Source organism: Virgibacillus ndiopensis (genome assembly GCF_900187325.1).
Taxonomy (GTDB): Bacteria; Bacillota; Bacilli; order Bacillales; family Amphibacillaceae; genus Virgibacillus_E; species Virgibacillus_E ndiopensis.
The window spans coordinates 635,240-661,536 of record NZ_FZMZ01000004.1 but is presented as its reverse complement, the minus strand read 5'-3'; the positions used below and the strand labels follow the sequence as shown (position 1 = coordinate 661,536).

At 36.0% G+C, this 26,297-nt stretch carries 26 protein-coding genes and 1 riboswitch; of the genes, 14 read left to right on the top strand and 12 right to left on the bottom strand.

Annotated elements, in window-relative coordinates:
- The first annotated feature begins 184 nt into the window (after positions 1-184).
- Positions 185-1,552 carry a DHA2 family efflux MFS transporter permease subunit gene (locus CS937_RS05640; protein ID WP_099157798.1) on the top strand — a complete coding sequence of 456 codons (1,368 nt, stop codon included), beginning with the start codon at positions 185-187 and terminating at the stop codon, positions 1,550-1,552.
- A 61-nt stretch (positions 1,553-1,613) separates the two neighbouring features.
- Here the strand turns inward: CS937_RS05640 and CS937_RS05635 are convergent.
- Together CS937_RS05635 and CS937_RS05630 are read right to left on the bottom strand one after the other, a co-directional pair.
- Positions 1,614-2,722 (bottom strand): IS3 family transposase gene (locus CS937_RS05635; protein ID WP_425445454.1). Its coding sequence is split into 2 segments (ribosomal slippage): positions 1,614-2,494 and positions 2,494-2,722, totalling 1,110 coding nucleotides; the frame shifts between segments, so codons are not numbered across the junction.
- 179 nt (positions 2,723-2,901) lie between these two features.
- Positions 2,902-3,972 carry a YkvI family membrane protein gene (locus tag CS937_RS05630; protein WP_099157477.1) on the bottom strand — a complete coding sequence of 357 codons (1,071 nt, stop codon included), beginning with the start codon at positions 3,970-3,972 and terminating at the stop codon, positions 2,902-2,904.
- 233 nt (positions 3,973-4,205) lie between these two features.
- Between CS937_RS05630 and CS937_RS05625 the strand changes: the two genes are divergently transcribed.
- The 4 genes from CS937_RS05625 to CS937_RS05610 all read left to right on the top strand — a co-directional run bounded on the left by CS937_RS05625 (position 4,206) and on the right by CS937_RS05610 (position 9,464).
- Positions 4,206-5,456 (top strand): PucR family transcriptional regulator, encoded by a 1,251-nt coding sequence (locus tag CS937_RS05625; RefSeq protein ID WP_099157476.1) that lies wholly within the window; start codon positions 4,206-4,208, stop codon positions 5,454-5,456.
- Between the two features lie 104 nt (positions 5,457-5,560).
- Positions 5,561-6,685 (top strand): alanine dehydrogenase, encoded by a 1,125-nt coding sequence (gene ald, locus CS937_RS05620; RefSeq protein WP_099157475.1) that lies wholly within the window; start codon positions 5,561-5,563, stop codon positions 6,683-6,685.
- Between the two features lie 88 nt (positions 6,686-6,773).
- A complete protein-coding gene (gene alr / locus CS937_RS05615; protein WP_099157474.1) occupies positions 6,774-7,907 on the top strand; it encodes an alanine racemase in 1,134 nt (377 codons plus the stop codon).
- Between the two features lie 384 nt (positions 7,908-8,291).
- Positions 8,292-9,464, top strand: a complete 1,173-nt coding sequence (locus CS937_RS05610) for a hydroxymethylglutaryl-CoA synthase (protein ID WP_099157473.1) — start codon at positions 8,292-8,294, stop codon at positions 9,462-9,464.
- A 78-nt stretch (positions 9,465-9,542) separates the two neighbouring features.
- Here the strand turns inward: CS937_RS05610 and queE are convergent, their stop codons facing one another.
- The 4 genes from queE to CS937_RS05590 all read right to left on the bottom strand — a co-directional run bounded on the left by queE (position 9,543) and on the right by CS937_RS05590 (position 13,919).
- Positions 9,543-10,271 carry a 7-carboxy-7-deazaguanine synthase QueE gene (gene queE / locus CS937_RS05605; RefSeq protein ID WP_099157472.1) on the bottom strand — a complete coding sequence of 243 codons (729 nt, stop codon included), beginning with the start codon at positions 10,269-10,271 and terminating at the stop codon, positions 9,543-9,545.
- Complete coding sequence (gene queD, locus CS937_RS05600) at positions 10,264-10,731, bottom strand: 6-carboxytetrahydropterin synthase QueD (protein WP_099157471.1); 468 nt, start codon at positions 10,729-10,731, stop codon at positions 10,264-10,266. The genes queE and queD overlap by 8 nt, the downstream gene beginning before the upstream one ends.
- A complete protein-coding gene (gene queC, locus CS937_RS05595; RefSeq protein WP_099157470.1) occupies positions 10,731-11,399 on the bottom strand; it encodes a 7-cyano-7-deazaguanine synthase QueC in 669 nt (222 codons plus the stop codon). The genes queD and queC overlap by 1 nt, the downstream gene beginning before the upstream one ends.
- An 81-nt stretch (positions 11,400-11,480) precedes the next feature.
- Positions 11,481-11,525, bottom strand: a riboswitch (PreQ1 riboswitch).
- Between the two features lie 108 nt (positions 11,526-11,633).
- Positions 11,634-13,919: an ATP-dependent DNA helicase gene (locus tag CS937_RS05590; RefSeq protein WP_099157469.1), complete on the bottom strand. Its 2,286-nt coding sequence runs from the start codon at positions 13,917-13,919 to the stop codon at positions 11,634-11,636.
- A gap of 195 nt (positions 13,920-14,114) precedes the next feature.
- On the opposite strand from CS937_RS05590, the gene CS937_RS05585 reads away from it, so the two are divergent.
- Together CS937_RS05585 and CS937_RS05580 are read left to right on the top strand one after the other, a co-directional pair.
- Positions 14,115-15,029, top strand: a complete 915-nt coding sequence (locus tag CS937_RS05585; protein ID WP_099157468.1) for an aminoglycoside phosphotransferase family protein — start codon at positions 14,115-14,117, stop codon at positions 15,027-15,029.
- A gap of 75 nt (positions 15,030-15,104) precedes the next feature.
- Complete coding sequence (locus CS937_RS05580) at positions 15,105-16,136, top strand: S66 family peptidase (protein ID WP_099157467.1); 1,032 nt, start codon at positions 15,105-15,107, stop codon at positions 16,134-16,136.
- Positions 16,137-16,186: 50 nt separating this feature from the next.
- Here CS937_RS05580 and CS937_RS19390 read toward each other — a convergent pair whose 3' ends face one another.
- Positions 16,187-16,348, bottom strand: a complete 162-nt coding sequence (locus tag CS937_RS19390; protein ID WP_176555759.1) for a hypothetical protein — start codon at positions 16,346-16,348, stop codon at positions 16,187-16,189.
- A 132-nt stretch (positions 16,349-16,480) separates the two neighbouring features.
- On the opposite strand from CS937_RS19390, the gene CS937_RS05575 reads away from it, so the two are divergent.
- The 4 genes from CS937_RS05575 (at position 16,481) to CS937_RS05560 (ending at position 20,582) form a co-directional block, all read left to right on the top strand.
- The gene (locus CS937_RS05575; protein WP_099157466.1) at positions 16,481-17,959 is read left to right on the top strand and encodes a glycine betaine uptake BCCT transporter; all 1,479 of its coding nucleotides are present in this window, start codon (positions 16,481-16,483) and stop codon (positions 17,957-17,959) included.
- Between the two features lie 375 nt (positions 17,960-18,334).
- Complete coding sequence (locus CS937_RS05570; RefSeq protein ID WP_099157465.1) at positions 18,335-19,252, top strand: aldo/keto reductase; 918 nt, start codon at positions 18,335-18,337, stop codon at positions 19,250-19,252.
- 371 nt (positions 19,253-19,623) lie between these two features.
- Positions 19,624-20,133, top strand: coding sequence for a GNAT family N-acetyltransferase (locus CS937_RS05565; RefSeq protein ID WP_099157464.1), 510 nt, complete (start codon positions 19,624-19,626; stop codon positions 20,131-20,133).
- Between the two features lie 26 nt (positions 20,134-20,159).
- The gene (locus tag CS937_RS05560) at positions 20,160-20,582 is read left to right on the top strand and encodes a DUF1801 domain-containing protein (RefSeq protein WP_099157463.1); all 423 of its coding nucleotides are present in this window, start codon (positions 20,160-20,162) and stop codon (positions 20,580-20,582) included.
- A 62-nt stretch (positions 20,583-20,644) separates the two neighbouring features.
- Here CS937_RS05560 and CS937_RS05555 read toward each other — a convergent pair whose 3' ends face one another.
- A complete protein-coding gene (locus CS937_RS05555; RefSeq protein ID WP_099157462.1) occupies positions 20,645-21,520 on the bottom strand; it encodes a manganese catalase in 876 nt (291 codons plus the stop codon).
- Positions 21,521-21,877: 357 nt separating this feature from the next.
- Between CS937_RS05555 and CS937_RS05550 the strand changes: the two genes are divergently transcribed.
- The 3 genes from CS937_RS05550 (at position 21,878) to proC (ending at position 24,421) form a co-directional block, all read left to right on the top strand.
- Positions 21,878-22,441, top strand: a complete 564-nt coding sequence (locus tag CS937_RS05550; protein WP_099157461.1) for a GNAT family N-acetyltransferase — start codon at positions 21,878-21,880, stop codon at positions 22,439-22,441.
- 116 nt (positions 22,442-22,557) lie between these two features.
- Positions 22,558-23,295 (top strand): class I SAM-dependent methyltransferase, encoded by a 738-nt coding sequence (locus CS937_RS05545; RefSeq protein WP_099157460.1) that lies wholly within the window; start codon positions 22,558-22,560, stop codon positions 23,293-23,295.
- Positions 23,296-23,578: 283 nt separating this feature from the next.
- Entirely contained in the window at positions 23,579-24,421 is an 843-nt protein-coding gene (gene proC, locus CS937_RS05540) for a pyrroline-5-carboxylate reductase (protein ID WP_099157459.1), read from the top strand.
- A 146-nt stretch (positions 24,422-24,567) separates the two neighbouring features.
- Here the strand turns inward: proC and CS937_RS05535 are convergent, their stop codons facing one another.
- The 4 genes from CS937_RS05535 to CS937_RS05520 are packed head-to-tail and all read right to left on the bottom strand — an operon-like array spanning position 24,568 to position 26,155.
- Positions 24,568-24,873, bottom strand: a complete 306-nt coding sequence (locus CS937_RS05535; protein WP_099157458.1) for a MerR family transcriptional regulator — start codon at positions 24,871-24,873, stop codon at positions 24,568-24,570.
- Positions 24,874-24,897: 24 nt separating this feature from the next.
- Entirely contained in the window at positions 24,898-25,050 is a 153-nt protein-coding gene (locus CS937_RS05530; RefSeq protein WP_099157457.1) for a Fur-regulated basic protein FbpA, read from the bottom strand.
- A 59-nt stretch (positions 25,051-25,109) separates the two neighbouring features.
- Entirely contained in the window at positions 25,110-25,799 is a 690-nt protein-coding gene (locus tag CS937_RS05525; protein ID WP_099157456.1) for an LrgB family protein, read from the bottom strand.
- Positions 25,796-26,155, bottom strand: coding sequence for a CidA/LrgA family protein (locus tag CS937_RS05520; RefSeq protein ID WP_099157455.1), 360 nt, complete (start codon positions 26,153-26,155; stop codon positions 25,796-25,798). Before CS937_RS05520 ends, CS937_RS05525 begins: the two co-directional genes overlap by 4 nt.
- Positions 26,156-26,297: the final 142 nt, after the last annotated feature.

The window sequence follows — 26,297 nt, the reverse complement described above, 5'->3', positions numbered from 1 at the left end:
GTTGCATATACTACATGGTTGATAATGGAAAGTTAGCTTTAATTTCTATCTTTTCATAAAAATATTTGACTGTGGAATTATTAATAAAGCAACAGACTTCTACGCTTAAGAAGGAAGGAAGAGAAATTTGGAAAAGAGTCAAACGCCACCTCAATCGGAGGAAACATTTAATAAAGTACCACTTATGATTGTACTAATTTCAGGTGCATTCGTTGCTATTTTAAATCAGACACTGTTAGCCACTGCACTACCGCACATAATGCATGACTTGGAACTGGATGCCAACGTTGCCCAGTGGTTACAGTCTATTTTTATGCTAGTTAATGGAATCATGATACCAATCACTGCCTTTTTGATTGGTCGCTTTACGACAAGAGGGTTATTTCTATCAGCAATGGGGATTTTTGCAATTGGAACGGTTATTTGTTCCATTGCACCAAATTTTGCCTTTTTGATGGTCGGCAGAGTTGCTCAAGCAGCCGGTGCAGGTATCATTATGCCATTAATGCAAACAATACTATTTCTTATTTTCCCGATTGAAAAACGGGGTTCAGCAATGGGAATGTTCGGATTAGTTATTGCATTTGCTCCAGCAATCGGTCCAACATTATCTGGCTGGCTTGTGGAGCACTTTCCGTGGAGAAGTTTATTTTACGTTATATTGCCAATTGTTATCATTGACATTATTGTTGCGTATTTCATTCTCAAAAATGTTACAAAACAAACGTTTCCAAAGGTTGATATTCTATCGATTATCTTATCAACTTTAGGATTTGGTGGTTTGTTATATGCGTTTAGTACCGCTGGTAGTAACGGGTGGGCAAGCATGCAGGTTATCGTTTCAATAATAATTGGAGCCGTTGCCTTAGTATGGTTTATATTCAGACAGCTGAAATTAGAGGAACCAATACTTGAGTTTAGGATATTTAAGTATAAAATATTCACCTTAACAACTGCTCTTGGGATGGTTGTGTTTATTTCCATGATTGGTGCAGCAGTTGTATTACCTTTGCTCATGCAAAATATGTTGGGATTTACAGCGTTTGAATCTGGTTTAGCTCTGTTGCCAGGGGCTGTATTGATGGGAGTAATGAACCCAATTACCGGAAGATTATTTGATAAGTTTGGTGCTAAGTGGTTGTCAATTATTGGACTCGCTATCTTAGTTATTACAACGTTTATGTTTACTGATTTGACGGCTCAGACAACATTTACGTATATAGCTGTAGTTAATGCAGTAAGAATGTTTGGTGTTGCGATGGTTATGATGCCAGTAACCACAGCTGGGTTAAATCAGCTACCAACCAATTTAATATCCCATGGAACTGCAATGAACAATACGATGCGTCAAGTATCAGGTGCGGTTGGTACAGCATTACTTGTATCTGTTATGACAAATAATGTAATTCCAGACAAAGGAATCAATGGTATAATTCATGGTGTAAATATATCATTCATCGTTGCAGGAGTTATTGGGATTATTGGACTTGTCTTAGCTTTCTTTATTAAAAATTCTCGCCCTGGAATTGATGGGGGAGAAGCTTCACATTAAATATATAGTAAAAACACCTCCAAGTTGAACTGACCTAGTAATATGAGACAAGAAAAAGCACCTATGCTGCCTTTGCCCTGAATTGAACAGGGGAAAGGCAGTTTAATTTTGAAAACGGTCGTATATAGTTGTAATAATACATGTAAGATTCTACTTTTTCTAGTACAATAGAGTTTGTAAGACGCGCCTTTTGGTGTGTGTAGAATTCTTCCGACTTTATGGTGGAGTGGAAGGATTCAATGACGGCATTATCAAAGCAATTGCCTTTGCGGGACATGCTTGTGATAATGCCTTTTTCTTCAGCCAACTCTTGAAAAGCATACGATGTGTATTGCGATCCTTGGTCACTGTGAAGAATCAGTCCCTTAGTTTCACGCCCATTACATGCTGCTTTTAAGGTTTCTAATACGAGTTCTACCTCTTGGGTGTGACTCACTCGGTAAGCAACAATTTCGTTACTATACAAGTCCATAATGGTTGATAAATACATCATCGATTCTCCAAAAGACAAATAGGTAATATCTGTAACCCACTTTTGGTTTGGTCTCTCCGCCTTGAAATTCTGTTCCAATAAATTAGGTACAACACATTTACTTTCACCAGCTATGTTGGATTTTCTTTTTGGTTTAACCCGACATTGGATCTTATACTTCTGCATGATTTTTTGAACAGTAATTCTATTCACAGAAATGTTGTAATCCTCTTTTAATATCTTTTTTACCATTCTGTGTCCCACTCTGTATTTTAGAGATTTACAAATATCGATTATCTGTTGTTCTAGTTCCGTTGGCCCCCACGACTTTTGAGCCCAACGATAGTAAGTAGACTTAGGAACTCCAACACAATCGCATATCATCGACACAGTATAAACTTCCTTTAATGACTCTACTAGCTCTATTACTACTTCTGGTACCAACTCCTTTCGATTTCCCGGTACTTTTTTAAGATTTCATTTTTAATTTCCAGATGCTTCACTTGCCGTTTTAATTGATCTATTTCACTTAGTTCCTCAGGTCCTTTTCCATAAGAATATTGTTTACCAACGGGTTGTGACAGCCGATGTTCTTCCCCTTGTCTATACCATCTCATCCAAGTCATAATTTGAGATTTATTACGTATCCCAAACTCATCCATAATCTGTTTATTGGTGTACTTCTTAGACAACTTCATTTCAATTACTTCTCGTTTAATTTCTTCTGAATAGAATTTTTTCTTTTCCCCCACGAGAAAAGCACCTCCTAAAAGTCGTTAAATTTATATACGACTCAGGGGGTGCTTTTTCCTCTGTCTCATTTTTTTAGGTCTCTTCAATTTGGAGGTGTTTTTACTATATACTTTTTCATCTCATTTTAAGATGATTCTTTTTCTTTTTTTGCGGATGGCATTTTAATAGATGCATATACTAGGGCAACAATAAGGAATAACCCTAAGTAACCAATAAGTGGGTAGAAAAAGGCAACAAGATCTGTAAAGCCAACAAAGCTAGCAGCAAATGCTATGATCATCGTTATAATTACAAACATTTTATATTTATTTGATCCAATTTCTGTAAAGCGTGCGCCGAATGCGAAAAACATACTTACTGCAGTATTAAAAATCATTCCGAATAGAATTAGTGAATAAACTACTCCCAAAACAGGCGAAATATCATCAACTATTTTTAACATTGGCATATCGAAGTTTCGAACGATCTCAATTTTTGAATAAATAGCAAGGTGACTTAAAATAATTAGGATGCCAAGACCTAATCCACCAACAAGTCCACCAATTTTTGCTGTTTTTTCGTCCCTTTCAGCCCCTCCCATAACAAGTGACATGGAAGCACCTACCGCAATATTAAATGAAACATAGTTGATTCCTGATATGAACCAATTAGGTAGTGCAGACGGTTGCTCTTTAGCTGTAGGTTCAAGCGATGAAAACGATGCATCCATTGATAGCAGACTATATATAGAGACAATGATTACCCCAAGAATTAAAAATGGTGTAATACTTCCAATAACAGCAACTACTCGATCAACATTCATCATAATGGTAAGAATGACTAAAATTGTCATTAATATCGTACCTATAAGAGATGGTAATCCAAACTGCTGTTCAAGAGTGGAACCTGCACCTGCAATCATGACAACACCTACACCAAACAAGGTGAAAATAATGATATAATCAACAATAATACCCAGTAGGTAGTGCCCGCTAATTTTATACACTGCTTCCCTATGTGACTTAGTCTGCAAGCGACTTCCAAGCCTAACTAAAGTCATGCCCAAGTATGCAAATAAGGCAGTTGCAATAATCGCTCCAACTGTACCAATGAGACCAAAGCTAGTGAAGTATTGTAAAACTTCTTGTCCAGATGCGAAGCCAGCACCGACAATGATTCCGATAAAAGCGCTTCCAATTTTTAAGATTTTTTTCATGTAATATCCTCCAAACTTGTGATGACAAATGCATATAATACCAAAGAAATGATACTTTGTCGAATTTTGTCTATTTGTTTAAAACGCTTTCACAATTGTAACAAATTATTAGTAAAGTCCATTTGTTTTAATAATAAAATCTAAAATGTAATCGTTGTTATTTTTCACAAAGAAGTAATACAAAATTACCGATAATGTGGTATTCTAGGGACAGAATGGAGTGAACGTTTTTTATGTCTAATTCATCTGACTATAAAGAATTGTTTAAGGATAATTTTGATTCTCTGGAAGGGCTTGCTGATCGGATAGGGGAAATCCTGGATTGTCCTATTACAATAGAAGATTCTAATCATCGAATAATCTCGTATAGTACACATGAAAAAAATGTGGATGATGCTAGAATAGCTACTATAATAAGAAGAAAAGTACCTGAAAAGGTAATTAACAGCCTTTGGAAAAATGGTGTGATGGGAAAATTATTCGAAAGTGATGATCCCGTGATTGTCCCGGCTATTGAGAAAGTAGGCTTGGGTAACCGTATCGCCGTTTCAGTTCGTAAAAATAACGAGGTCCTTGGATTTATATGGGCTCAAACTGATAATAAAACACTTGGTGAAGAAAAAATTAACTTGCTTAAAGAAGCGGCGAGTCTTGTGACTAAACAGCTTCTGAAGCTTCAAATTAAAAAAAGAAAAGCGGAAGAAAGCTACCAAGAATTTTTCTGGAAGTTACTCACAGGACACGTTCAGCAAAAAAGTATAATTGGGCGTCAAGCGAGGCAGTTTGGACTACAATTAGATGGAAGACTTGCTATTGTCATGATTGAATATGATTGTGAAATTACTCAAACAATTGAGAAGCACTCGTACTATTTAACAGAAACCTTGCAGTTAGTTCAAATTGTTTGTCGTGTATTTGACCAAAACCAACTAATATTGCTTATTCGTCTTGGAAAAGAGGGCAATGCGATAAACGTCTTAAATGAATTTATCCAAAACTTTACGCACAAAATTAGTGAACGATTGCAAATTAGTAATGTGACGGGATCTTTTGGAAATATCTATAACTCACCACAATATATGAAGGATAGCTACACACAAGCTTTAAAGGTTTTGGAGGTGAAAGAGCAATTTCCACAGGAATTACAGAATATATTTAGCTACCAGGAACTTGGTATTTATCAATTTTTGGATGAACTTTATCAAATCAGAACTCGTGAACATTATTTAAACTATTCCATTGAAAAGTTAAAGGAATACGACCGGCTACATCATTCCGAATTATTAGCAACATTAAAAGTCTATTTGGAATGTGATAGTAATGTTCATCGAGCAGCTAAATTAATACATGTTCATACAAATACGTTAAATTATCGTCTCAAAAGGATAGTTGATATTGCAGAAATTGACCTAAAGGATCCTAATCAAAAAATAACGTTATACCTTGATTTGAAATTAGAGAACATAAGAAGGGATGATATGTGATTTTACACAAATTGTCCCTATTATTTTTTGTTACCTGCATAAATCAAATTTGACATAAAAGCGATATAATGAAGTGTAAAATGAACATGAAGGAGAGATTAACTATGATTATTGGCGTACCTAAAGAAATAAAAAATAATGAAAACCGCGTTGCTATGACACCCGCTGGAGTTGTTAATTTGGTAAAAGCTGGGCATACTGTAATTATTGAATCAGATGCTGGTGTTGGTAGTAACTTTACAAATGAGGAATATAAGGATGCAGGCGCCGAGATTATTGTAAGCGCTTCAGATGTTTGGGGAAAAGCTGATATGATTATGAAGGTTAAAGAACCACTTTCATCTGAATATGACTATTTCCGTAAGGGGTTAATTTTGTTCACATACTTACACCTAGCAGCAGAACCAGAGTTAACAAAAGCATTAGTTGAAAAAGAAGTTACAGCAATTGCTTATGAAACAGTAACAGTTAACAATACATTACCATTACTTTCACCTATGAGTGAGGTTGCTGGTCGGATGGCATCACAAATTGGAGCACAATACCTTGAAAAATTCTATGGTGGAAAAGGAATTCTCCTAAGTGGTGTTCCAGGTGTTAAACGTGGTAAAGTAACTGTTATAGGTGGGGGGATGGTTGGTACAAACGCAGCCAAAATCGCAGTTGGTCTTGGTGCTGATGTAACAATTATTGACTTAAATCCAACACGTTTACGTCAATTAGAAGATATCTTTGGTACAAGTGTACAAACATTGATGTCGAACCCATTCAATATTGCTGAAGCAGTTAAAGATTCTGATTTAGTAATTGGTTCTGTACTAATTCCAGGTGCAAAAGCTCCTAAACTTGTATCTGAGGAAATGGTTAAATCCATGCAGCCAGGTTCTGTTATTGTAGACGTTGCAATTGACCAGGGTGGTAACTTTGAAACAGTAGACCACATTACAACACATGATGACCCAATCTATGAAAAATATGGTATCCTTCATTATGCTGTTGCGAATATGCCTGGTGCTGTACCACGTACAGCAACAATGGCACTGACTAATGTAACGATTCCTTACGCGGTACAGATTGCTTCAAAGGGTGCTATAAAAGCAATTAATGACAACATAGCAATTAAATCAGGTGTTAACGTTGTAAATGGTAAAGTTACATTTGAAGCGGTAGCACATGATCTTGGTTATGATTATGTTACAGTAGAAGATGCTATTTCAGATCTAGATTAAGTCTAGCCACTATAAATTTTTTAATGTAAAATACCCTTCATGTGATACTGCTTGAAGGGTATTTTTAATAATGCAGGGGGAATTAGTCATGAATCATGGAAGTTATCGAGATACTTGGGTAGAAATTTCGTTGGATGCAATACAAGAAAATGTAAAAGCTTTTAAAAGGCATATACATGATAATTGTAAACTGATGGCTGTCGTAAAAGCCGATGGATATGGACATGGTGCAGTTGAAGTCGCAAAAACGGCAATCAATTCAGGCGTAGACTATTTGGCGGTTGCTTTGCTTGATGAAGCAATAGTGCTGCGAAAAGCCGGGATAAGCTTCCCTATTTTAGTTCTTGGATATACTCCCCTCAATGCTGTAAAAGATGCGATTATGAATGATATTACTTTGACAGTTTTTACACAAGATGTGGTAAAACGCATTGTAGAAGTTGCTGAGGAAAACGAAAAAACTTCTCGTATTCATATAAAGATTGATACTGGGATGAATAGAATTGGGCTAAATAATAAAGAAGCGGCACTTCAACTGGTTCGATCTATAACATCTCCTTTCGTTTTTGTGGAAGGAATCTTTACCCATTTTGCGGATGCAGATAATGTTGATGCAACATACACGGTTAAACAGTTTAACCATTTCAACAAAATCACTGATTATCTGGAAAAGCATAACGTTCAAATTCCAATTAAACATTGTTGTAACAGTGCAGGAACGATTGCTCACCCGAAAATGCATTTGGATATGGTTAGGGTGGGGGTAAGTTTGTATGGCTTATACCCAAGTGAACATCTTCAAGAAAAAATCTCTTTAAAACAAGCTATGAGTTTTAAAACAAAATCAGTCATGACTAAAACAGTACCTGCCGGCCAGCCGATCAGTTATGGATGTACGTATGCTCCCAAAAAAGAATCTACCATTACAACTATTCCTGTTGGCTATGCGGATGGATTTTCACGTGCATTATCTAATACGGGTAATGTAATCATTAACGGACAACGTGCACCAATTGTTGGTCGAATCTGCATGGATCAGGCAATGATTAATGTGACAGACATTGAACAGTATAAACCGGAAGATGTGATTACCATCTTCGGTGATCCTTGTGATGGTTTTATTTCTATGGCAGAAGTAGCGGATAAAATGAACACGATTCACTACGAAGTAGCTTGTTTGATAGGGAAGAGGGTTCCACGGGTGTATAGGAATGAATGTTAATACAGGTTTTATTTTAAACGGTGCTTTGGGGGCAGTACAGTCCCAAAGCACCGTTTCATATATATAGTAAATTACTTCCTTATTTCTTTCTGAATAAACTCCACCTTTATTAAGGCTGAGTTAACTTGAAAAAATAGAATTAGGCAATTTTTATAGAAACTGCGACATAAGTGCTGTAGTAAATTAGCATTTTTTATTGCTTTTTCCCGCAGCCCAGTATTGGTATATTAAACGGTCATACCTAAATTTGGGTTATGTCATTTTGTTGTTTTTAACGCTGGACTATATTATGATTTAGGATGTTGAATGTATTGCTTCGGAAATTTTGCTTAGCAGCATAGTTGATACTTAATAATTTATACAGATAGGTAAGGAGTAGAAAAGTTGAAAATAGGAATTGATAAAATAGGTTTTCACACACCTCATTTATACGTAGATATGAATAAATTAGCAGTGCAAAGAAATGTAGAGCCAGAAAAATTTACGATTGGAATTGGGCAGGAAAAAATGTCTATCGCTCCAATCACCCAAGATTCCGTCACGTTAGCAGCAAATGCTGCATTGAAAATTTTGGACGAACAGGATAAGGAAGAGATTGACCTATGTATTTTCGGGACGGAATCGGGAATTGATCATTCTAAATCAGCCGGAATCTACGTTCACCACTTGTTAGGGTTGAATCCACATGCTCGAGCCATTGAAGTGAAACAGGCTTGTTATGGAGCGACTGCTGCTATTCAAATGGCAAAAGGGCATATTGCATTGAATCCTAAAAGTAAGGTATTAGTATTGGGTTCGGACATTGCTAGGTATGGTTTGAATACCTCAGGAGAAGCAACGCAGGGAGCAGGAGCGGTTGCATTAGTTATCAGTGCAGATCCCCGAATTATGGAGCTTGAGGAGCAAAGTGCCTATTTAACTTCAGATATTATGGATTTTTGGCGTCCGGTTTACTCTGATAAAGCATTTGTTGATGGGAAATACTCAAATGAACAATATATTTTATTCTTTTCAAAAGTATGGGAAGCATATAAAGCAAAAACAGGGTTGGGGCTAAAAGATTTAGAAGCAATCTGTTATCATCTCCCATATACAAAGATGGGACTTAAAGCGTTAAGAACAATTTTAGATGACGTAAACGAGGAAGATAAAGAAAAGCTATTAGCTAACTATAAAATTAGTACAACTTATAACAGGAACGTTGGAAACATTTATACGGGATCACTGTATTTAAGCTTACTATCACTTCTTGAACAAAAAGAAGATTTGAAAGAAGGCTCAAGAATCGGTCTATTCAGCTATGGATCAGGTGCAGTAGGAGAGTTTTTCACTGGTATTTTACAACCAAATTATCGTGATTACTTAAATATTGAACAACATAATAAGTTATTCTCTTCAAGAACTGAAGTAACTGTTTCAGAATATGAGGAAATTTTCCAGGAAGCACTACCAACCGACGGTTCAACAGTTGAATTTGACATTGAAAAAGACCCTGCGGAGATTTGTCTATCAGGAATGAAAGACAATATGCGTCAATATGTTAATAAGGTAAATTAAAAATAAACCTCTGGAAAAATTAATTTTTCCAGAGGTTTTTTAATTTATGTTATCACCACAAAAACTGACGTATACATTTTATACTCCACGCTTATTTCCCCAAATGAGTGTATGAACTTGGGGCAGGACACGAGCATGATTTAATTTAGACGATGCGACAACCCGCTCAATAAGCCATTCATATTTAGTTAATAGATGACTGGTGAGATTAGTGGCCTTGCTTTCTTCTAAGTTGTCATTCCCAACTTGCAAGAAGAAAGGGATCGCAGGATAACGTTCATGTACTTTTTCTGCGTAGGTTAAATCTTCATCATTAAAAATAACTATCTTTAGACTAGCGTTATTGATTCGATTATTATTCATTAATTTTTTTATGATATGGTCAAGTATTTCCCAGTTGGTACACATTTTTGAACTAGGAGGCTTGGGTGATATCGTTAAATCATCAATGTTCATAAACCAATCCTGCCATCGGCTTCCTTGAGTTTCTATAGCTACCTCAATTCCTAATTCATGTAATGGCTCAATTAGTTCATCGAGCTTTCTTAAAAGTGCTGGGTTTCCTCCTGAGATTGTTACATGATCAAATTGCTCTCCGCCAGTTTCCTTAAGACGTATAATGATTTCCTCTGCAGTCAACTTTTCAATATTTTCTTTTGCACTGCCATCCCACGTGAATGCAGAATCACACCAGGAGCAACTGTAATCACAGCCAGCTGTTCTGACAAACATAGTTTTTCGACCGACAACCATGCCTTCACCCTGTATGGTTGGTCCGAAGATTTCAATTATCGGGAATTTATTCATTGATCATCCACTCCCGTCTCGCTTCAGCAAAGCTTGTTGGTGTTTCATAAAGTTTTACGAATTCTACTTGGGACTCATTTGGTTCATTCAGAAGTGCTTGTTCCATCTGTTCATAAATCCAAACGACCATATTTTCTGCTGTTGTATTCATTTGTGGAAGAGTTTCATTCAAATAACGATGGTCGAGATGAATCTCGATTTGCTGTTTCCAAATGTTTTTAATGTCACTAAAGTCCATCACGATTCCAATCTCATCAACATAACCGCTAATACCGAAAATTACCTTGTACGTATGCCCATGTAAATTCTTACATTTTCCCTCATAGCAATGAAGGTGATGAGCAGCGTCAAATGTGAATTCTTTACTTATCATCACACGTTTCTGATGATATTGTAATTCATGTCTTTTAATATCTTTGTCTAATTTTTGTAAGCTTTCTACGATGGTAAATCCATACATTAGGATGTCACCTCTTCAAGCTTTTTGAGGTACGTTTCTAGTCCTTTTTTTCGTAATTTGCATGATGGACATTCCCCACAACCATCACCGCGAATACCATGATAACAGGTTATGGTGTTCTCACGAATGTATTGAAAAGCATCAAGTTCCTCTGCAAGCTCCCATGTATCTGTTTTATCGAGCCACATTAAAGGCGTATGGACAACGAATTGATCGTCCATTGATAAATTTAACGTTACATTAAGTGATTTTACAAAAACATCACGGCAGTCTGGATAACCGCTAAAGTCTGTTTCACATACACCTGTGATAATATGCTTTGCATCAATTTGCTTTGCTAGAATGGTTGCGAACGATAAGAAGAGAAGGTTACGTCCAGGTACAAATGTTGATGGTAAGTTTCCGTTTTCACCATCCTTTACTTCAATATCATTTCGAGTCAAAGCGTTGGGTGCTAGTTGATTTAGTAAGGACATATCTAGTACATGATGTTTTACATTCAAATCTTTAGCAATTTCCTTCGCTACTTCAATTTCTTCCTTGTGCCTTTGATTATAATCGAACGTCACAACTTCTACTTGATTAAACTTTTTCAGTGCCCAGAATAAACATGTGGTACTATCCTGCCCACCGCTAAAAACGACTACAGCTTTATGATTTTTTTCCATAAAAAAATTCTCCTTCCATAATTGAAAAAGAGAATCCCACTCACCCAAAAACAAAAAACCATACCTAAGGCAAGGTACAGTTCATCCTTAGTTTTTTATAGAGGGTGTAGCTAGAACCTCTCCTGCATTGTTGCAGACTTGTCATTAAATTGTTCACATTCTTAATTGTAACATACCATGTGACTTTGTTAAAATTCTATTTTAAAATACTTGGAAGAGTTGAGTGGAATTGGACTAACGGTGTTTATTTACAACTTTATAATCTCGCCATTCCTCTGGTAATAATGCTTGGTACTTGGGTTGTAAAAATCGATCGTCAATAAGGACAATGGTACCTTGATCTGTATCTGATCGGATAAGTCTACCTCCGGCTTGCAAAACCTTGTTCATTCCTGGGTATACGTACGCATAATCAAAACCATTACGTCCTACAGATATAAAGTGATTCTTAATGATATCTCTTTCATATCCAATTTGGGGGAGCCCAACACCAACAATCATGACTCCTCGTAGTCTGTCTCCTTTTAAATCAACACCTTCGGAAAAAATCCCTCCGAGTACTGCAAACCCAACTAATCTTTGTTCAGCGTTTGGTTGGAATTTACTTAAGAATTCCTCTCGCAAACTTTCTGACATTCCTGTATCTTGAACAATTGTTTTTATATCTGGTGCACTCTGTTTAAATGCTTCGTATACGGTATTCATATAGCTATAGGATGGGAAGAAGATAAGAAAATTCCCTGTACTTTTTTGTAAAACATTTAGGATAGAATGGATAATCGGGCTAAGTGTATGCTCACGATCACGATAGCGAGTTGACAACGGTTGAATCAGTACCTCTGTATTTTCTCGAGCAAATGGAGAAGGGATGGATAGTACGTAATCCTCTTGTGTTCCACCTAACAAATTTTTATAATAATTGGCTGGAGCTAATGTAGCCGAAAAGAAAACCTTGGCACGAAATCCTTTTCCCATTTGTTTAATCAGGTAAGACGGATCTAAGCAAAATAATTTTATTCTTACTTCATTTTTGTCTACCTCACTATAGGTTGTAAACCGCTCATCGTAGAATCTTGAGATTTTAGCAAAATTATTCGCCGCAAAATACGTATCCAGTAAAAGTTGACTAGATTCCTCATTTTGCGCTAGTTCTACTTCTGCTTCTTCCACAAATTTTTCTACTAAAATTGCCAACTCCTCATCCAATTCTATCTCTAATAAATTCTCTTGCTTCCTTTTTCCAACCAAATGAACATTGATAGATTTTGCGGCATTAGCAACTGCATCATTTGTTCCTTTGTATTCTTTTTTTACTTGAAGAAAAGCCGATTTAAATAGTTCAGCGGAATACATTTCCCGTGCACGGTCAACCAGGTTATGAGCTTCATCTACGAGCAATACGGTTTGTTTTTTTTGCTCTTCCAAAAGGCGTTTTAAGGAAACCTTTGGATCAAAAATATAATTGTAATCACAAATAATAGCATCAGCTGCGTAAGCTAGGTCGAGTGAAAATTCAAATGGACAAACAAGGTGTTTCCGGGCATATGTTTCAATCACCGAGCGTGTCATCATTGATTCATTTTCAAAGATATCTAATATTGCTCCATTTATTCGGTCATAATACCCTTTAGCAAATGGGCAATGTTCTGCTGTACAGATCGTTTCTTCCTGAAAACAAATTTTATCTTTCGCTGTTATTGTTACTACTTTTATATCTAATCCTTTCTCAATCAATAATCGAAATGCTTCTTCTGCTGCTGTTCTTGTAATGGTTTTTGCAGTAAGGTAAAAAATCCGCTGCAGGCGACCTTCCCCTATTGCTTTCACTGCAGGAAAAATGGTCGAAATCGTTTTACCTATTCCTGTTGATGCTTTTGCAAACAGAACCTTTTTATCTAGTATCGTTTTGTATACGGATCCAGCTAGTTTACGTTGTCCATCTCGATACATTTCAAATGGAAATGAGAGTTCTTTACTAGTTGCATCCCTATTTATTTTATGATGAATTTTAGCTTTGGCATATGCTGCATAGTTTTTCACAACATCCATTACAAATGCTTCCAGATCTGCTAATGACATGTTTCGTTGGAACTGTTTCTTTTCTTCGGTTTTGACTTGCACATAAGTTAACTGGATATTCATTTCCGAAAGCTCATGATCTTTTGCATAAATATATGCGTAAAAACATGCTTGTGCCCAGTGAACGGGATAAGAATTCTCTTTGATAGCGTCAAGTGTGTTCATAGTAGACTTGATTTCATCAACGGTAAACAAACCGTCATCTTGAACAAGCAATCCATCACAACGCCCATCCACTTGTAGGATGATATTTTCATAAGGAATTTCTATTTTTACATAAACTTCTTTTTGATCGTTCTCACCGTATGTTTTTTGTATCTTTTGGTGGGCCTTTGTTCCATCTGTAAGTGCAGAGGAAGTACGAAAGCCTGTTTCAATACTCCCGCTTTTAAACACGTATTCTACTAGATGTCGTACCGATATTTTAACTACATTTGTCATGTTATCACCTATTGTTATTCGTTACTTCTAGTGTAGCAGTTAATTTTAGAATAGGGAACTTATGTTGGGGAATAAGTATTGGATAGATAGATAATTAATGATATGATTTTTGATAATTCAATTTGTTTTTTTGTTAAAAGTAATTCTAAAAGTTAATGATTAAGCCATTTTGAGAATAGGCTGAGGAGATTGAGTATGAACCTACAAAAACAATTCGTTCAATCAGTGCGTTTATATTTTAAAGAACGGGGAGAAGAATGGTTACAAAGTTTACCGAACTTAATTCAATACTGTGAAGAGAAGTGGTCGATACAAATGCGAGAACCATTTTCCCTTTCTGTTAATTACGTTGCTCCCGCTACGATGCTGGATGGGAAAGAAGTAGTTGTGAAGATCTGTATTCCAGAAAACGGCTTTTTGGACGAGCTTGAAGCTTTACAATTATTTCAAAAGAAAATGGTTAAATTAATCGATTATGATAAAGAAAATGGAATCATCATTCTTGAAACACTTTCACCTGGATACACACTTGCGGAAATAGCCGATGATGAAGAAGCTTGTCAAATTGCTGCTAATGTAATCAAAGAATTGGTTGTCCCGGTACCGATTAAAACAAGAATACCTACTTTAAAGGCAAGAGAAGAAGAGCTAAAAAAAATAGTGGAGAAACATTCAAATGGAATTGGACCCATTTCAGGGCATACGCTTCAAAAAGCTTTAAAAATGTTTACATATATGAATCAAACGATAAGACAACAGTTGCTTCTTCATGGGGATTTCCACCACTATAACGTACTTGCTTCCGGAGAAGGAGAGTGGAAGGCAATTGATCCGAAGGGCTTAATCGGCGAGATAGAGTATGATCTAATTCAATATATGTTAAATAAGTTACCAGAAAAAAGAGTTTATGAAGTGACTGAAAGGAGAGTAGAGATTTTTACAAATGAACTTAATCTGGATAAAGAAAGAATACTACTTTGGGGGTATTGTCATACAGTTTTAGCAACTGCTTGGACAGTTGATGGTGAATCTTATAATAAAGGATTTTTTCAAATGATTAATGTATTTGAAAAGCTGTACGCGACTATTTTTGATACTATGAGTAATTAAAGATCTGCAACAAAAGAAGGAAATCAGCATGGATGGGCGAATTATAAATAGACAGAAGATAAGGTGGTGTTCAATATGTTGGTAAAACCTAAAAAATTGCAGTATGGAGACCGAGTTGCGACAGTAAGTCCATCATGGGGAGGAGCGGGTGATCGTGAAATCAGATGGCGCTATGAGCAAGGGGTTAAGCGATTAGAGGAAGTTTTTGGTCTAAACGTTGTTCCGATGCCTAATAGCTTGAAAGGTACAGAATTTACTTATAAGAATCCTAAAGCTCGGGCTGAAGATTTGATGATGGCCTTTAAAGATAAGAACATTAAAGGAATTTTCGCAAATATTGGTGGGGGAGATAGCATTCGATTACTACCATATATTGATTTCACTGTTATACGAGATAATCCGAAAATTTTTATGGGCTACTCAGATGTCACAGTTTCACATTTGTTTTGCCATAAGGCAGGGTTATCATCTTTCTACGGTCCCGCGGTCTTAACGGATTTCGCTGAAAATATTGAAATGGATCCGTATACGGTTGAAATGGTAAAACGGACACTTTTTTCGGGTAAGGTTATCGGTGAAATTCAACCAGCAACACAATGGACGAGTGAGTTTTTAGAATGGTTTGAATCAAATCAAGATAAACGGCGGACAATGCAACATAACTCTGGCTATGAATTGCTTCAAGGTACAGGTGTTGTGCAAGGGCGTTTAATCGGTGGTTGCATGGATGTGCTGGAGTTTGCAAAAGGTACGGACCTTTGGCCAGAATCGAAGTATTGGGATGATAGCATTTTATTTTTTGAGACATCAGAAGATCAGCCTAAACCGGACTTTATCACGTATTGGTTGCGGAATTATGCTGCACAAGGTATTTTGCATCAGATAAATGGAATGGTTTTTGGTAAACCGATTCATGAAAAATATTACACAGAATATAAAAACGAAATTTTAAATGTTATGAAGGAATACAATTTAGAAAATCTACCAATCTTTTATAACTTGAATTTTGGTCATACGGAACCAAAGTTTATATTACCGTATGGTGCGAAGGCGGAAATTAATTGTGAAAAAGTGTCATTTTCGATTCTGGAAAGTGGTGTGGAGTAAGTTGTAGTGGAAATTAAAAACAAGGGTAGCTACCCTTGTTTTTAATTCTGTTAACGATCTTCATGCTTCCATATTGTTTCTTCACCACTTACAGGGCAGACTGGGAACTCCTCGTTTTCATTAAATGTTACTGTTTTCCCAGACTGACAGATATACTCACCATTTTTCGGTACACCTTGACCGGTTCTATATTCACGATAATTATCTTCCATTCTACACACCTCCAATTGTTAGCGTTTCCAAAGTATAGCTTTTTTAATGCAATAAATTTTCCTTATCCTTCTTATTGTATAGAACTATTCATTTCAGAAATACTAAAAGTGCACAAAAGGAAGGGGTATTATATGAAAAAGGTTACTGCTGTTTTTTGGATAACTTTGGCCATTACATTAGTCTTATCTATATTTGGTATCGTGACGCCAGATAAATTTGGAAGCGTTTCAGGTTCTATTATGAATTATATATCAATTCATTTTGGATGGTATTATTTAATAATTGTAACTATTTTTGTTGTGTTTTGTTTGTATTTAATCTTTAGTCCATATGGAAAAATCAGGCTTGGTAAACAAACTGATAAACCGGAATTTAGTTATCCTACGTGGTTTGCAATGCTATTTAGTGCAGGGATGGGGATTGGCCTTGTATTTTATGGAGTGGCTTCTCCAGTCTCTCATTTTATAAAAACTCCACCTACTGCGGAGCCGGGTACAAGGGAGGCACTAGAGGACTCATTAAGGATCACCTTCTTTCATTATGGTATTCATGCATGGGCAATCTATGCTGTAACAGCTTTAGTACTAGCTTATTTTATGTTTCGCCATGGTAAACCTGGGTTAATTAGCGCTGCACTTGAACCTCTTTTCGGTAATAGGATGAATCGGTCATGGGGAAAGGCAATAGATATTATTGCAGTGTTTGCAACTATTGTGGGTGTAGCAACCACTCTAGGATTTGGTGCGACCCAGATTAATGGAGGGTTCACCTATCTGTTTGGAGTTGATGATGATTTATGGGTACAACTTGTTATTATTCTAGTAGTAACGGTTTTATTTATGCTTTCTGCCTATACTGGCCTGAGTAAAGGAATCAAATATTTAAGTAATGCTAATATGATTTTAGCGGCAATCTTATTTTTTGCTGTATTAATTTTGGGCCCTACCATGTACATCTTGAATTCATTTACGGATACGCTTGGGGCGTACATTCAAAAGATTCCTGCTGAAAGTTTTCGCATATCCCCTAATAATGAAGATGAACGGAAATGGGTAATGGATTGGACAGTTTTCTTCTGGGCTTGGTGGATTGCCTGGGCACCATTTGTTGGAATTTTCATTGCTCGTGTTTCAAAAGGACGAACCATCCGGGAATTTCTATCAGGCGTTTTAATTGTACCGTCTGTTGTTAGCTTCCTATGGTTTGCAGCTTTTGGGATGTCGGGTATTGAAGCACAAAATAATGGAATAGATATTGCTGGTCTTCCGGATGAACAAGCATTATTTGGGTTGTTTGACAACTTTCCACTTAGTACAGTCTTGTCTATACTTGCCATACTGCTGATTGGAACTTTCTTTATAACTTCAGCAGATTCTGCCACATTCGTTTTGGGTATGCAAACAACAAACGGATCCCTGTCTCCATCGACATCGGTTAAATTTGTATGGGGCTTTGCCCAATCAGCGATAGCTGCTGTTTTACTTTATACTGGTGGACTGCAGGCTTTACAAAATGCATTAATATCAGCAGCACTTCCATTTTCATTAATCATGTTGCTGATGGTTCTTTCTTTTTACAAAGCTTTACGGAAAGATAAACAAAAAGGGTGAAAAGACGTTTATGGTTTTAGATGAAATCCAGGCAATAAATTAAGGCTGTTTTTAATAGAGTGTTGCTTTTTCACATGTTGAATCTGATATAAAATGCGACGTAGATTTAACATCGGCTTTCTTAAACAAATTCAGCGAGACCTTTGTCCATTCAGGACAAAGGTCTCGCTTTTTACAAATTTGGAAGGGAAGCGATCGAATCGAATAAAATTTTTATGTCTATTTGTGAAGAGTTAAATACTTACAGGAAGTTTTTATTTCATTTTTAGAAGGGGAGAATTGAAGCGTTTAAGTTTTCTTGTGTCTAGAGTCATCGTTCTACAAAAATAGAGTTGCAAATGTTAGAATAGTCATAATAATGAAAGGGGTGTTCAAATGAAGAAGATCCAACTTGGAAAAAGTGATTTAGAGGTATCAAATATTTCGTTAGGATGTATGAGACTTAGTAATCTATCCAAAAAAGAAGCAGCAACTGTAATTCATAATGCGATGGACTTGGGAATTGACTTTTATGATCATGCAGATATATACGGTGGCGGAAAATCTGAAGAAGTTTTTGCAGGAGCAATTGAAATGACATCAACTTTGCGAGAAAGACTAGTTTTACAAACGAAATGTGGGATTCGTCAAGGTTATTTTGATTTTTCTAAGGAACATATTTTAGAAGCTGTTGATGGAAGTTTGCAGCGATTAAAAACTGATTATATCGATGTACTTCTACTTCATCGTCCTGATGCATTGGTTGAGCCTGAAGAGGTTGCAGAGGCTTTTACTCTATTAAAAGAGAGCGGTAAAGTCCGACATTTTGGGGTTAGCAACCATAACTCAATGCAAATAGAACTGTTGAATAAGTATCTGGAACAGGATTTAATTGTGAATCAGCTGCAATTTAGTGTTATGCATACTGGGATGATTGATAAAGGTCTTCAAGTGAATACCAAACATATTAATTCTATCGATCGTGATAGTAGTATTCTTGATTATAGTCGCTTGAATGATATGACAATCCAAGCATGGTCTCCGTTTCAGTACGGCTTTTTTGAAGGTGTATTTATTGATAATGAAAAATTCCCAGAGCTAAATGCCAAACTTCAGGAAATAGCTGATAAAAGGAATGTAACTAAGTCGACACTTGCTGTGGCATGGATTTTACGCCATCCGGCAAAAATTCAAACTGTAGTTGGTACAATGAATCCTAAACGACTTAAAAATATTGCAAAGGCTTCTGATATCGAACTTTCTAGAGAAGAATGGTATGACATTTATCGTGCAGCTGGAAACGAACTACCTTAGATAGGAGATTTCTTGCTGGTGTCAACTAACAATAAATACTAGTAGTTCTATGATTAAAACAATGGTATACTTATCAAGCGATGAGCTGAATTGTGTAAGACGAAGGATGACGCAATACATGTGAATGTGAACACATGATCCTTTGCCACAAACAAACGCGAGAGACGTCTGCATTTTATGCAGGCGTTTTTAATTTATCTCGCCTTTTTTGAGTAGTAAGCTCCTTAATAATGGAATGAAGTGTCATCTTTATTAAATTTACTTGATTAAAATATTTGAAAAATCAATTTTTTACAGTGGTTTTATGTTATTATTATTCCATAATTATAGTGAGTCTAGAAAGGTGTATAGTTACCAAGGAAGGTGGTATTATGGAATATTCGATTATGAACGGACAAGTCCAATTGCGGGATGTTATAGAAGATGATCTTCACGTTTTTTTTGAACAGCAGCTTGAAAGATCTGCAAACCATATGGCCGCATTTACTTCTAAAGATCCAAGTGATAGAGCTGCATTTATGAAACATTGGGAATCCATTTTAGAAGATGAAAAAATAATTAAAAAGACTATTTATCATAACGGACAAGTTGTAGGTAACATTGCGAGTTTTGGACAGTTTGGGAATCCTGAAATAAGTTACTGGATTGGAAAACAGTACTGGGGAAAAGGAATTGCAACTAAGGCTCTTCGAAAGTTTCTTCCCTACGTAAACGTCCGCCCTCTTTATGCTCGTACTGTCAAAGATAACGTCGGGTCCATTCGTGTACTAGAAAAGTGTGGATTCATCGTTTGTGGTGAGGACAAAGGATTTTCCAACGCGCGAGGTATAGAGGTTGAAGAATATATTTTTAAGCTTGGAATCAATGGTGAAGTGCATTAGATTTTAGAAAGGGGAGGACATCTTGTATGTATGAATTGAAAACAAAAGAAAACGATAGTAGTGTCATTGAGTTTATCGAAAATGTGGAAAGCCTAAAAAAGCGTGAAGATGCTTATAAATTATTAGATGTTTTTACGGACACAACAGGTTATCAAGCAAAAATGTGGGGGCCGAGCATTATTGGATTTGGTTCCTATCATTATAAATATGAGTCTGGTCATGAAGGAGATGCACCACTTGTTGGCTTTTCGCCTCGAAAGGCAAAAATAAGTTTGTATTTTGCAACAGGCGACATGGACCGTGAGAAATTATTAAAAGACTTTGGTAAGCATACGACAGGTAAAGCATGTGTGTATATAAATAAGGTAGCGGACATTGATGTTGGAGTATTGAAAGATTTAATAAATCAATCTATAAAGTTTTTAAGGGAAGCATATCCGAAAAACTAAATCCAAAAACAAGCTTAGAATTTTCCAATATGCTTATTTTTGGATTTAGAATTTTAGATTTATTAAATATTTTTTCCTTGCTTATTAAAAGTTGCTGTTTCTGTTGAGGGTGCAGGTTGACCAGGAACTGGACTATTATGAATATAAGCCGGTGCTTGTGTTAATTTAGGTACTTGTCCCATTGCTTCCGGGTTTGCTACATACTCAAAATTAGCCTGATTGTCCATGCTTGGTCCACTTGCCCATCTTCCCTGAGCGCTTTCTTCTCCTTTTGAAAAATTCATAAAAGAATAGGAAACCTCTTGTTTTTCTAGATTCTGAGGAAATGTACTTGGGACGATTGCTTTTTGATTTTGTTCAATTTCTTCAATTGCTGCCATCCATTGATTTTGATGCATGGTATCTCTAGCTATAAGAAAGGATAACATATCCCTAACCCCAGGGTCGGTAGTCGATTCATATAATCTTACTACCTGTAAACGTCCTTGTGATTCTGCGTTCAAATTTGCCCGGAAGTCTGCGAGAAGGTTACCACTGGATATTGTATAACGGGAATTCCAAGGATATCCTGAACTATCGGTAGGTGTTGCCCCTAATCCGGAAACAATCACATGTTGTGGGTTCATCCCTCCAAGAACAGCTTCAACTGCAGGATTTTGTGCGGCTGCATCTTGTTCTTTAGCGGGTGCACCATCTAACAACTGTGCGATCATTGTAGCAATCATTTCGACATGTGCTATCTCCTCTGTTCCAATATCAAGAATCATGTCCCTATATTTTTGCTCTGCACGGCAGTTCCAACCTTGAAAAAGGTACTGCATCATTACCGTTATTTCCCCAAATTGTCCCCCTAAAATTTCCTGCAATTTTTTCGCATATACAGGATCTGGCTTACTTGGTTTGGCATTATATTGTAGCTCTTTAATATGTGAAAACATATAAAAATCCCTCCGGCTGTTTAATCTATCATGAGTATGTTTAACTTAATGGATAAATATTATGCAAACTATTGTTTCGTTATTGTGATATTATCTTTGATATAAATAAATATTTTTAATTTCGAGAAGAAAAGAAGGTATTTATGTTCAAGGAAAATAGGGAGAAGTTGTTGAGGCATTTATGTCGTAGGCTTTGCATTGCATACACACGCATGTTTACACGGAAAGAAACTAGGATCGATTGCTACTACAAATTAGTAGCGTTGACGGCTTTATCGTTAAATGAATCAAAATAGGATTCCTATCTGTTTCGATTTATATTATACTATTCTGTAAATTATAAGGGAGAGATTTTATATGAATCCTATTCTGTTAGATTTCCCGGATGAATTTGAAACGGAACGATTACTGATCAGATGCCCTAAACCTGGGGATGGTCAAGTGGTACATGAAGCAATTAATGCATCAATAGAAGAATTAAAACTTTGGTTACCTTTTGCGCAAAAAGAACAAAGTAAAGAAGAAGTCGAAATAAATATTCGAGAAGCTCATATGGATTTTTTAGCAAGAAAGGATTTGAGGCTGCTGATATTTCATAAAAAAACTGGTAATTTAGTAGGTTCGTCAGGTCTGCATAGAATTGATTGGGAAGTACCGAAATTTGAAATAGGATACTGGGCTGATACACGTAATAGCGGAAAAGGATACATAACTGAAGCGGTGGAGGGAATAACAACTTTTGCTTTCAATGAACTAAACGCTAAGCGGGTCGAAATTCGTTGTGATGCCAAAAATACAAAAAGTCGAGCGATTCCTGTGAGATTAGATTTTGATCTAGAAGGATTATTACGAAATGATGATTGCTCCGTTGATGGCAAAGAAATCAGAGATACATGCATATATGCAAAAATTCGAGATTAGTTATAAAGTAAAAGGACCTGAGAGGTGAATGTTATGGTAAGGCAGGCGGAAATAGCCTCCTAAACTTTAATGTAAAATTTAGGAGGCTATTTTAGAGTAAGGGAGATTTGCAGTAAATGAAACAAAATAAATATGATGATTCAACGTTTTTTTCTGCATATGAACAAATGTCCCGTTCAATTAATGGACTTGAAGGTGCAGGAGAATGGCCAGTATTTAAGGCTTTATTACCTGATTTGCAAAATAAAAGTGTGCTTGATTTAGGATGTGGATTCGGTTGGCATTGTCGGTATGCCCGCAGTCAACAAGCAGGTTCTGTAGTAGGTATTGATATATCTGAAAAAATGCTGCAAAAGGCTCGTGAAAAGACCGATGATTCGGCAATTGCGTATGTAAATATGCCGATTGAGGACATTAATTTCCTTCATTCACAATTTGATGTTGTGATTAGCTCATTAGCATTTCACTATGTTAAATCGTTTGAAGTAATTTGCAAAAAGGTATATGAACGCCTTAAACCAGGTGGGACGTTCGTTTTTTCCGTTGAACACCCAATATTTACTTCTCGAAATGATCAAAATTGGTATCTTGATGATCATGGAAATCGTCTGCATTGGCCAGTGGATAATTATCAGGCGGAGGGTAGACGGGGAACTAATTTCTTAACGGAAAATGTTATTAAATATCACCGAACAGTTTCGACGTATATAAATGACTTGGTTGGTACAGGGTTTGTGTTGAATGCCATTAAGGAGCCAACACCTACTGATGAAATGCTAAAAACAGATCCGGCAATGAAGGATGAGAATCGAAGGCCTATGTTCATGATCATTTCGGCATGTAAAGTAGGTTGAAATAAAAGAGATAGCTTGGAATGCTTTCAGGCTATCTTCTTTTGTATAGTGTTTAAAAGTGTTTTTTCTGCAAAATTAATTGCCCATTTAAGGCGATTTGAAGTGATTAATACTGATGAGGGTTGATTTTAGTATGGTTAAAATGAAATGGAAGCGTTTTTTCTCATTAATTGAATCATATACGCATGACTTTCCAAAAACCCCTTGAATCTATATCTACAGATGTTATTCTACATAGTGTTGTCATTAAGAACGGAAGACAAAACAAGTGGGAGAGATCACTATGTTAAAACAAAAAACAATCGCATTTTTAGGAGCGGGATCTATGGCAGAAGCAATGATTTCTGGAATGATCCAAACTGAAAAAGTGCCTGCGAATCAAATTATTGTTACAAATAAATGTAATCAAGATCGTCTAAATATGATGAAGTATAAATATGGAGTAAGAACTGTTTCATTATCAGATTTACCTTACGAAGAAGTTGATTTCTTTATTTTGGCGATGAAGCCAAAAGGAGCAGAAGAAACACTTGCTACTATTAAAGATTTAATCAGTACTAATCAAGTCGTAATTTCTGTACTTGCTGGAATTTCCACTTCCTATATGGAAGAAAGACTTAATCCAGGACAAGAGGTTATTCGGGTAATGCCGAACACATCAAGTATGATTCAAGAATCTGCTACAGCGATGTCAGCAGGTGCTAATTACGATAACAATAATGCCGAATTTGTTCAAGAATTGCTTGAATGCATGGGAAAAGTATATGTCATCGATGAAGACCAAATGGATATTTTCACAGGTATGGCAGGAAGCGGTCCAGCTTATTTTTATTATTTGATGGAACAAATGGAGAATATTGGGAAAGTAAGTGGTATGGACGGAGAGACGGCACGAAAAATTGCTGCACAAACACTTTATGGTGCGGCAAAAATGATTATGGAAAAAGAAGAATCTCCTGCCGATCTAAGAGAAAAGGTAACATCTCCAAACGGTACGACAGCAGCAGGATTAGATGCTCTTAAAAAGTACAATGGTGGAGAGGCTATTTCACAAGCTGTTAATCATGCAGCAAAACGATCAAAAGAGATTAGTAAAGAGTTAGATCAAGTATTAGTGAGTTCTTAATGGAAATCTTACAACTTCTTTTGAGGCGTACATCGGTAAAAACGATGTACGCCTTTTGAGTGTGTTTAAAGCTACAAGTTTTTAATGGACTTAAGAAAGATAAGTGGGAATGGAAAGGAGCCCCACTAAATGAAGTTTTACTTTGACTAGTGTGGTCTTTTAAAGTGGGCATTTAATTGTCCTCGAAGCATCTCTTTACGGACATCGATATTATTTTTTTTATTGTGTATATCTTGTTTTATTTCATTAGTTTGGACCCCTTCTTCTCGCTTATCTGCAATTTTCATAAGAATTTCAATATCAGTAAAGGAGTATTTTCTTGTTCCACGTCTTGTTCTTTCGGGGAAAATTAATCCACGTTCTTCATAATAGCGAATTTTTCTTTCGGACAAACCGGTTAATTCGTGAACAATACCAATGGTTATTACTTTTTTATCTTTATAAGAATGCATGATTCGCTCCTTTCTCTCTATTCATTATAGTTGATAGAATTTATACATATTTTCAAGTTCACTCAGAGTAAGTAAAGAAGTTTCTTTTTCTATTTCATGTAATACACCAGCATCTCGAAGTTTTTGAATGTAAAATTGTCTCAATTCTTCTACAGCTTCACGTAGCTGATTCCTCACAGTATGCACCTCCATTAACTAATAGTGAAATGATGATTGTAACGTTTTACATTCTATAGTTAAGAAATATACGCGATAAATGGTACTAAAACAGAAAGAAATATTGCAGATGTTGTCATTGCTATACTTCCCATTGCTCCTTCTTCTTCTCCCCATAAGAGGGAACGATTTGCTCCTAGCATTTGTGCTGAAGTACCCATTGCTAATCCTTTTGCTGATCTACTTTTAATGCCGAATTGTTGTAATAATTTTGGTCCGATGATTAAAGAAATAAGGGCAGATATAACTACAAAAAATACAGTAGTTGAAGTAAGACCTCCAAGGTCGCTGGATATGGTCAATGCAATAGGTAGGGTTACAGATCTTGGAATTAGCGACGCTAAAAGTTGTTCTTGTAAGTGAAACATATGGGACATAGCTAATACAGTTATCACACCTAGTGCTGTTCCACAGATTACACCGAAACAAATTTTTCTAAAGTTTTTCTTTAGAAAGGACCATTGTTTAAAAAGTGGGACGGCCAATGAGACAACAGCAAGCTGTAAAAGTTGATTAAAGATAAAGCTTCCTTCTTGATAGTTAACGCCTTCAAATGGAAATGCAATTAGCAGTAGAATAAGTAGAAAGGAGGCGGTGTATAAAGGGTTTAACCAGGCTTTTTTATATTTATGATAGAATTTAAGACCAATAAAGTAACATACGATAGTGATAGAAATACAGAAAAGAATATTTATAATAAAAGTTGTCATTTCATATCTCTCCTTTTTTCAAACCATTCAACAGCGAACGCTGTACCTAATAAACAGAAAATGCTGCTTATGATTAATATAATCAAGATATTCCACTTTAGGATTTCTATAAAACCTGAAGATATAAAGAGACCAGCGATTGGCGGAATAAACAATAATGTAAGGTGTTTTAACTGAAAGGAAGAAACTTTTTCGATCCATTCTAACTTCATTATTCCGGTTATTAGGGATACAAATAGTAATAACATGCCAACTACACTACCTGGTAAAGGGAGATGAAAGATAGTAGCAGTACTATAACCGAGTATTAGGAACCCAAAAATGATCAAAAGTTGTGGGAACCATATAAATTTCATTTCTTGGCCTCCATTCTGTTCTAATTTTTTGTTAATTTTAGTTTAAAGCACTTTAAACTGGATGTCAGTAAACTTGTAAGGAAATCTAACATAGTTTTTTTAATAATATTAAATTATTGAAAGAAAATCTTACAATTAAAAT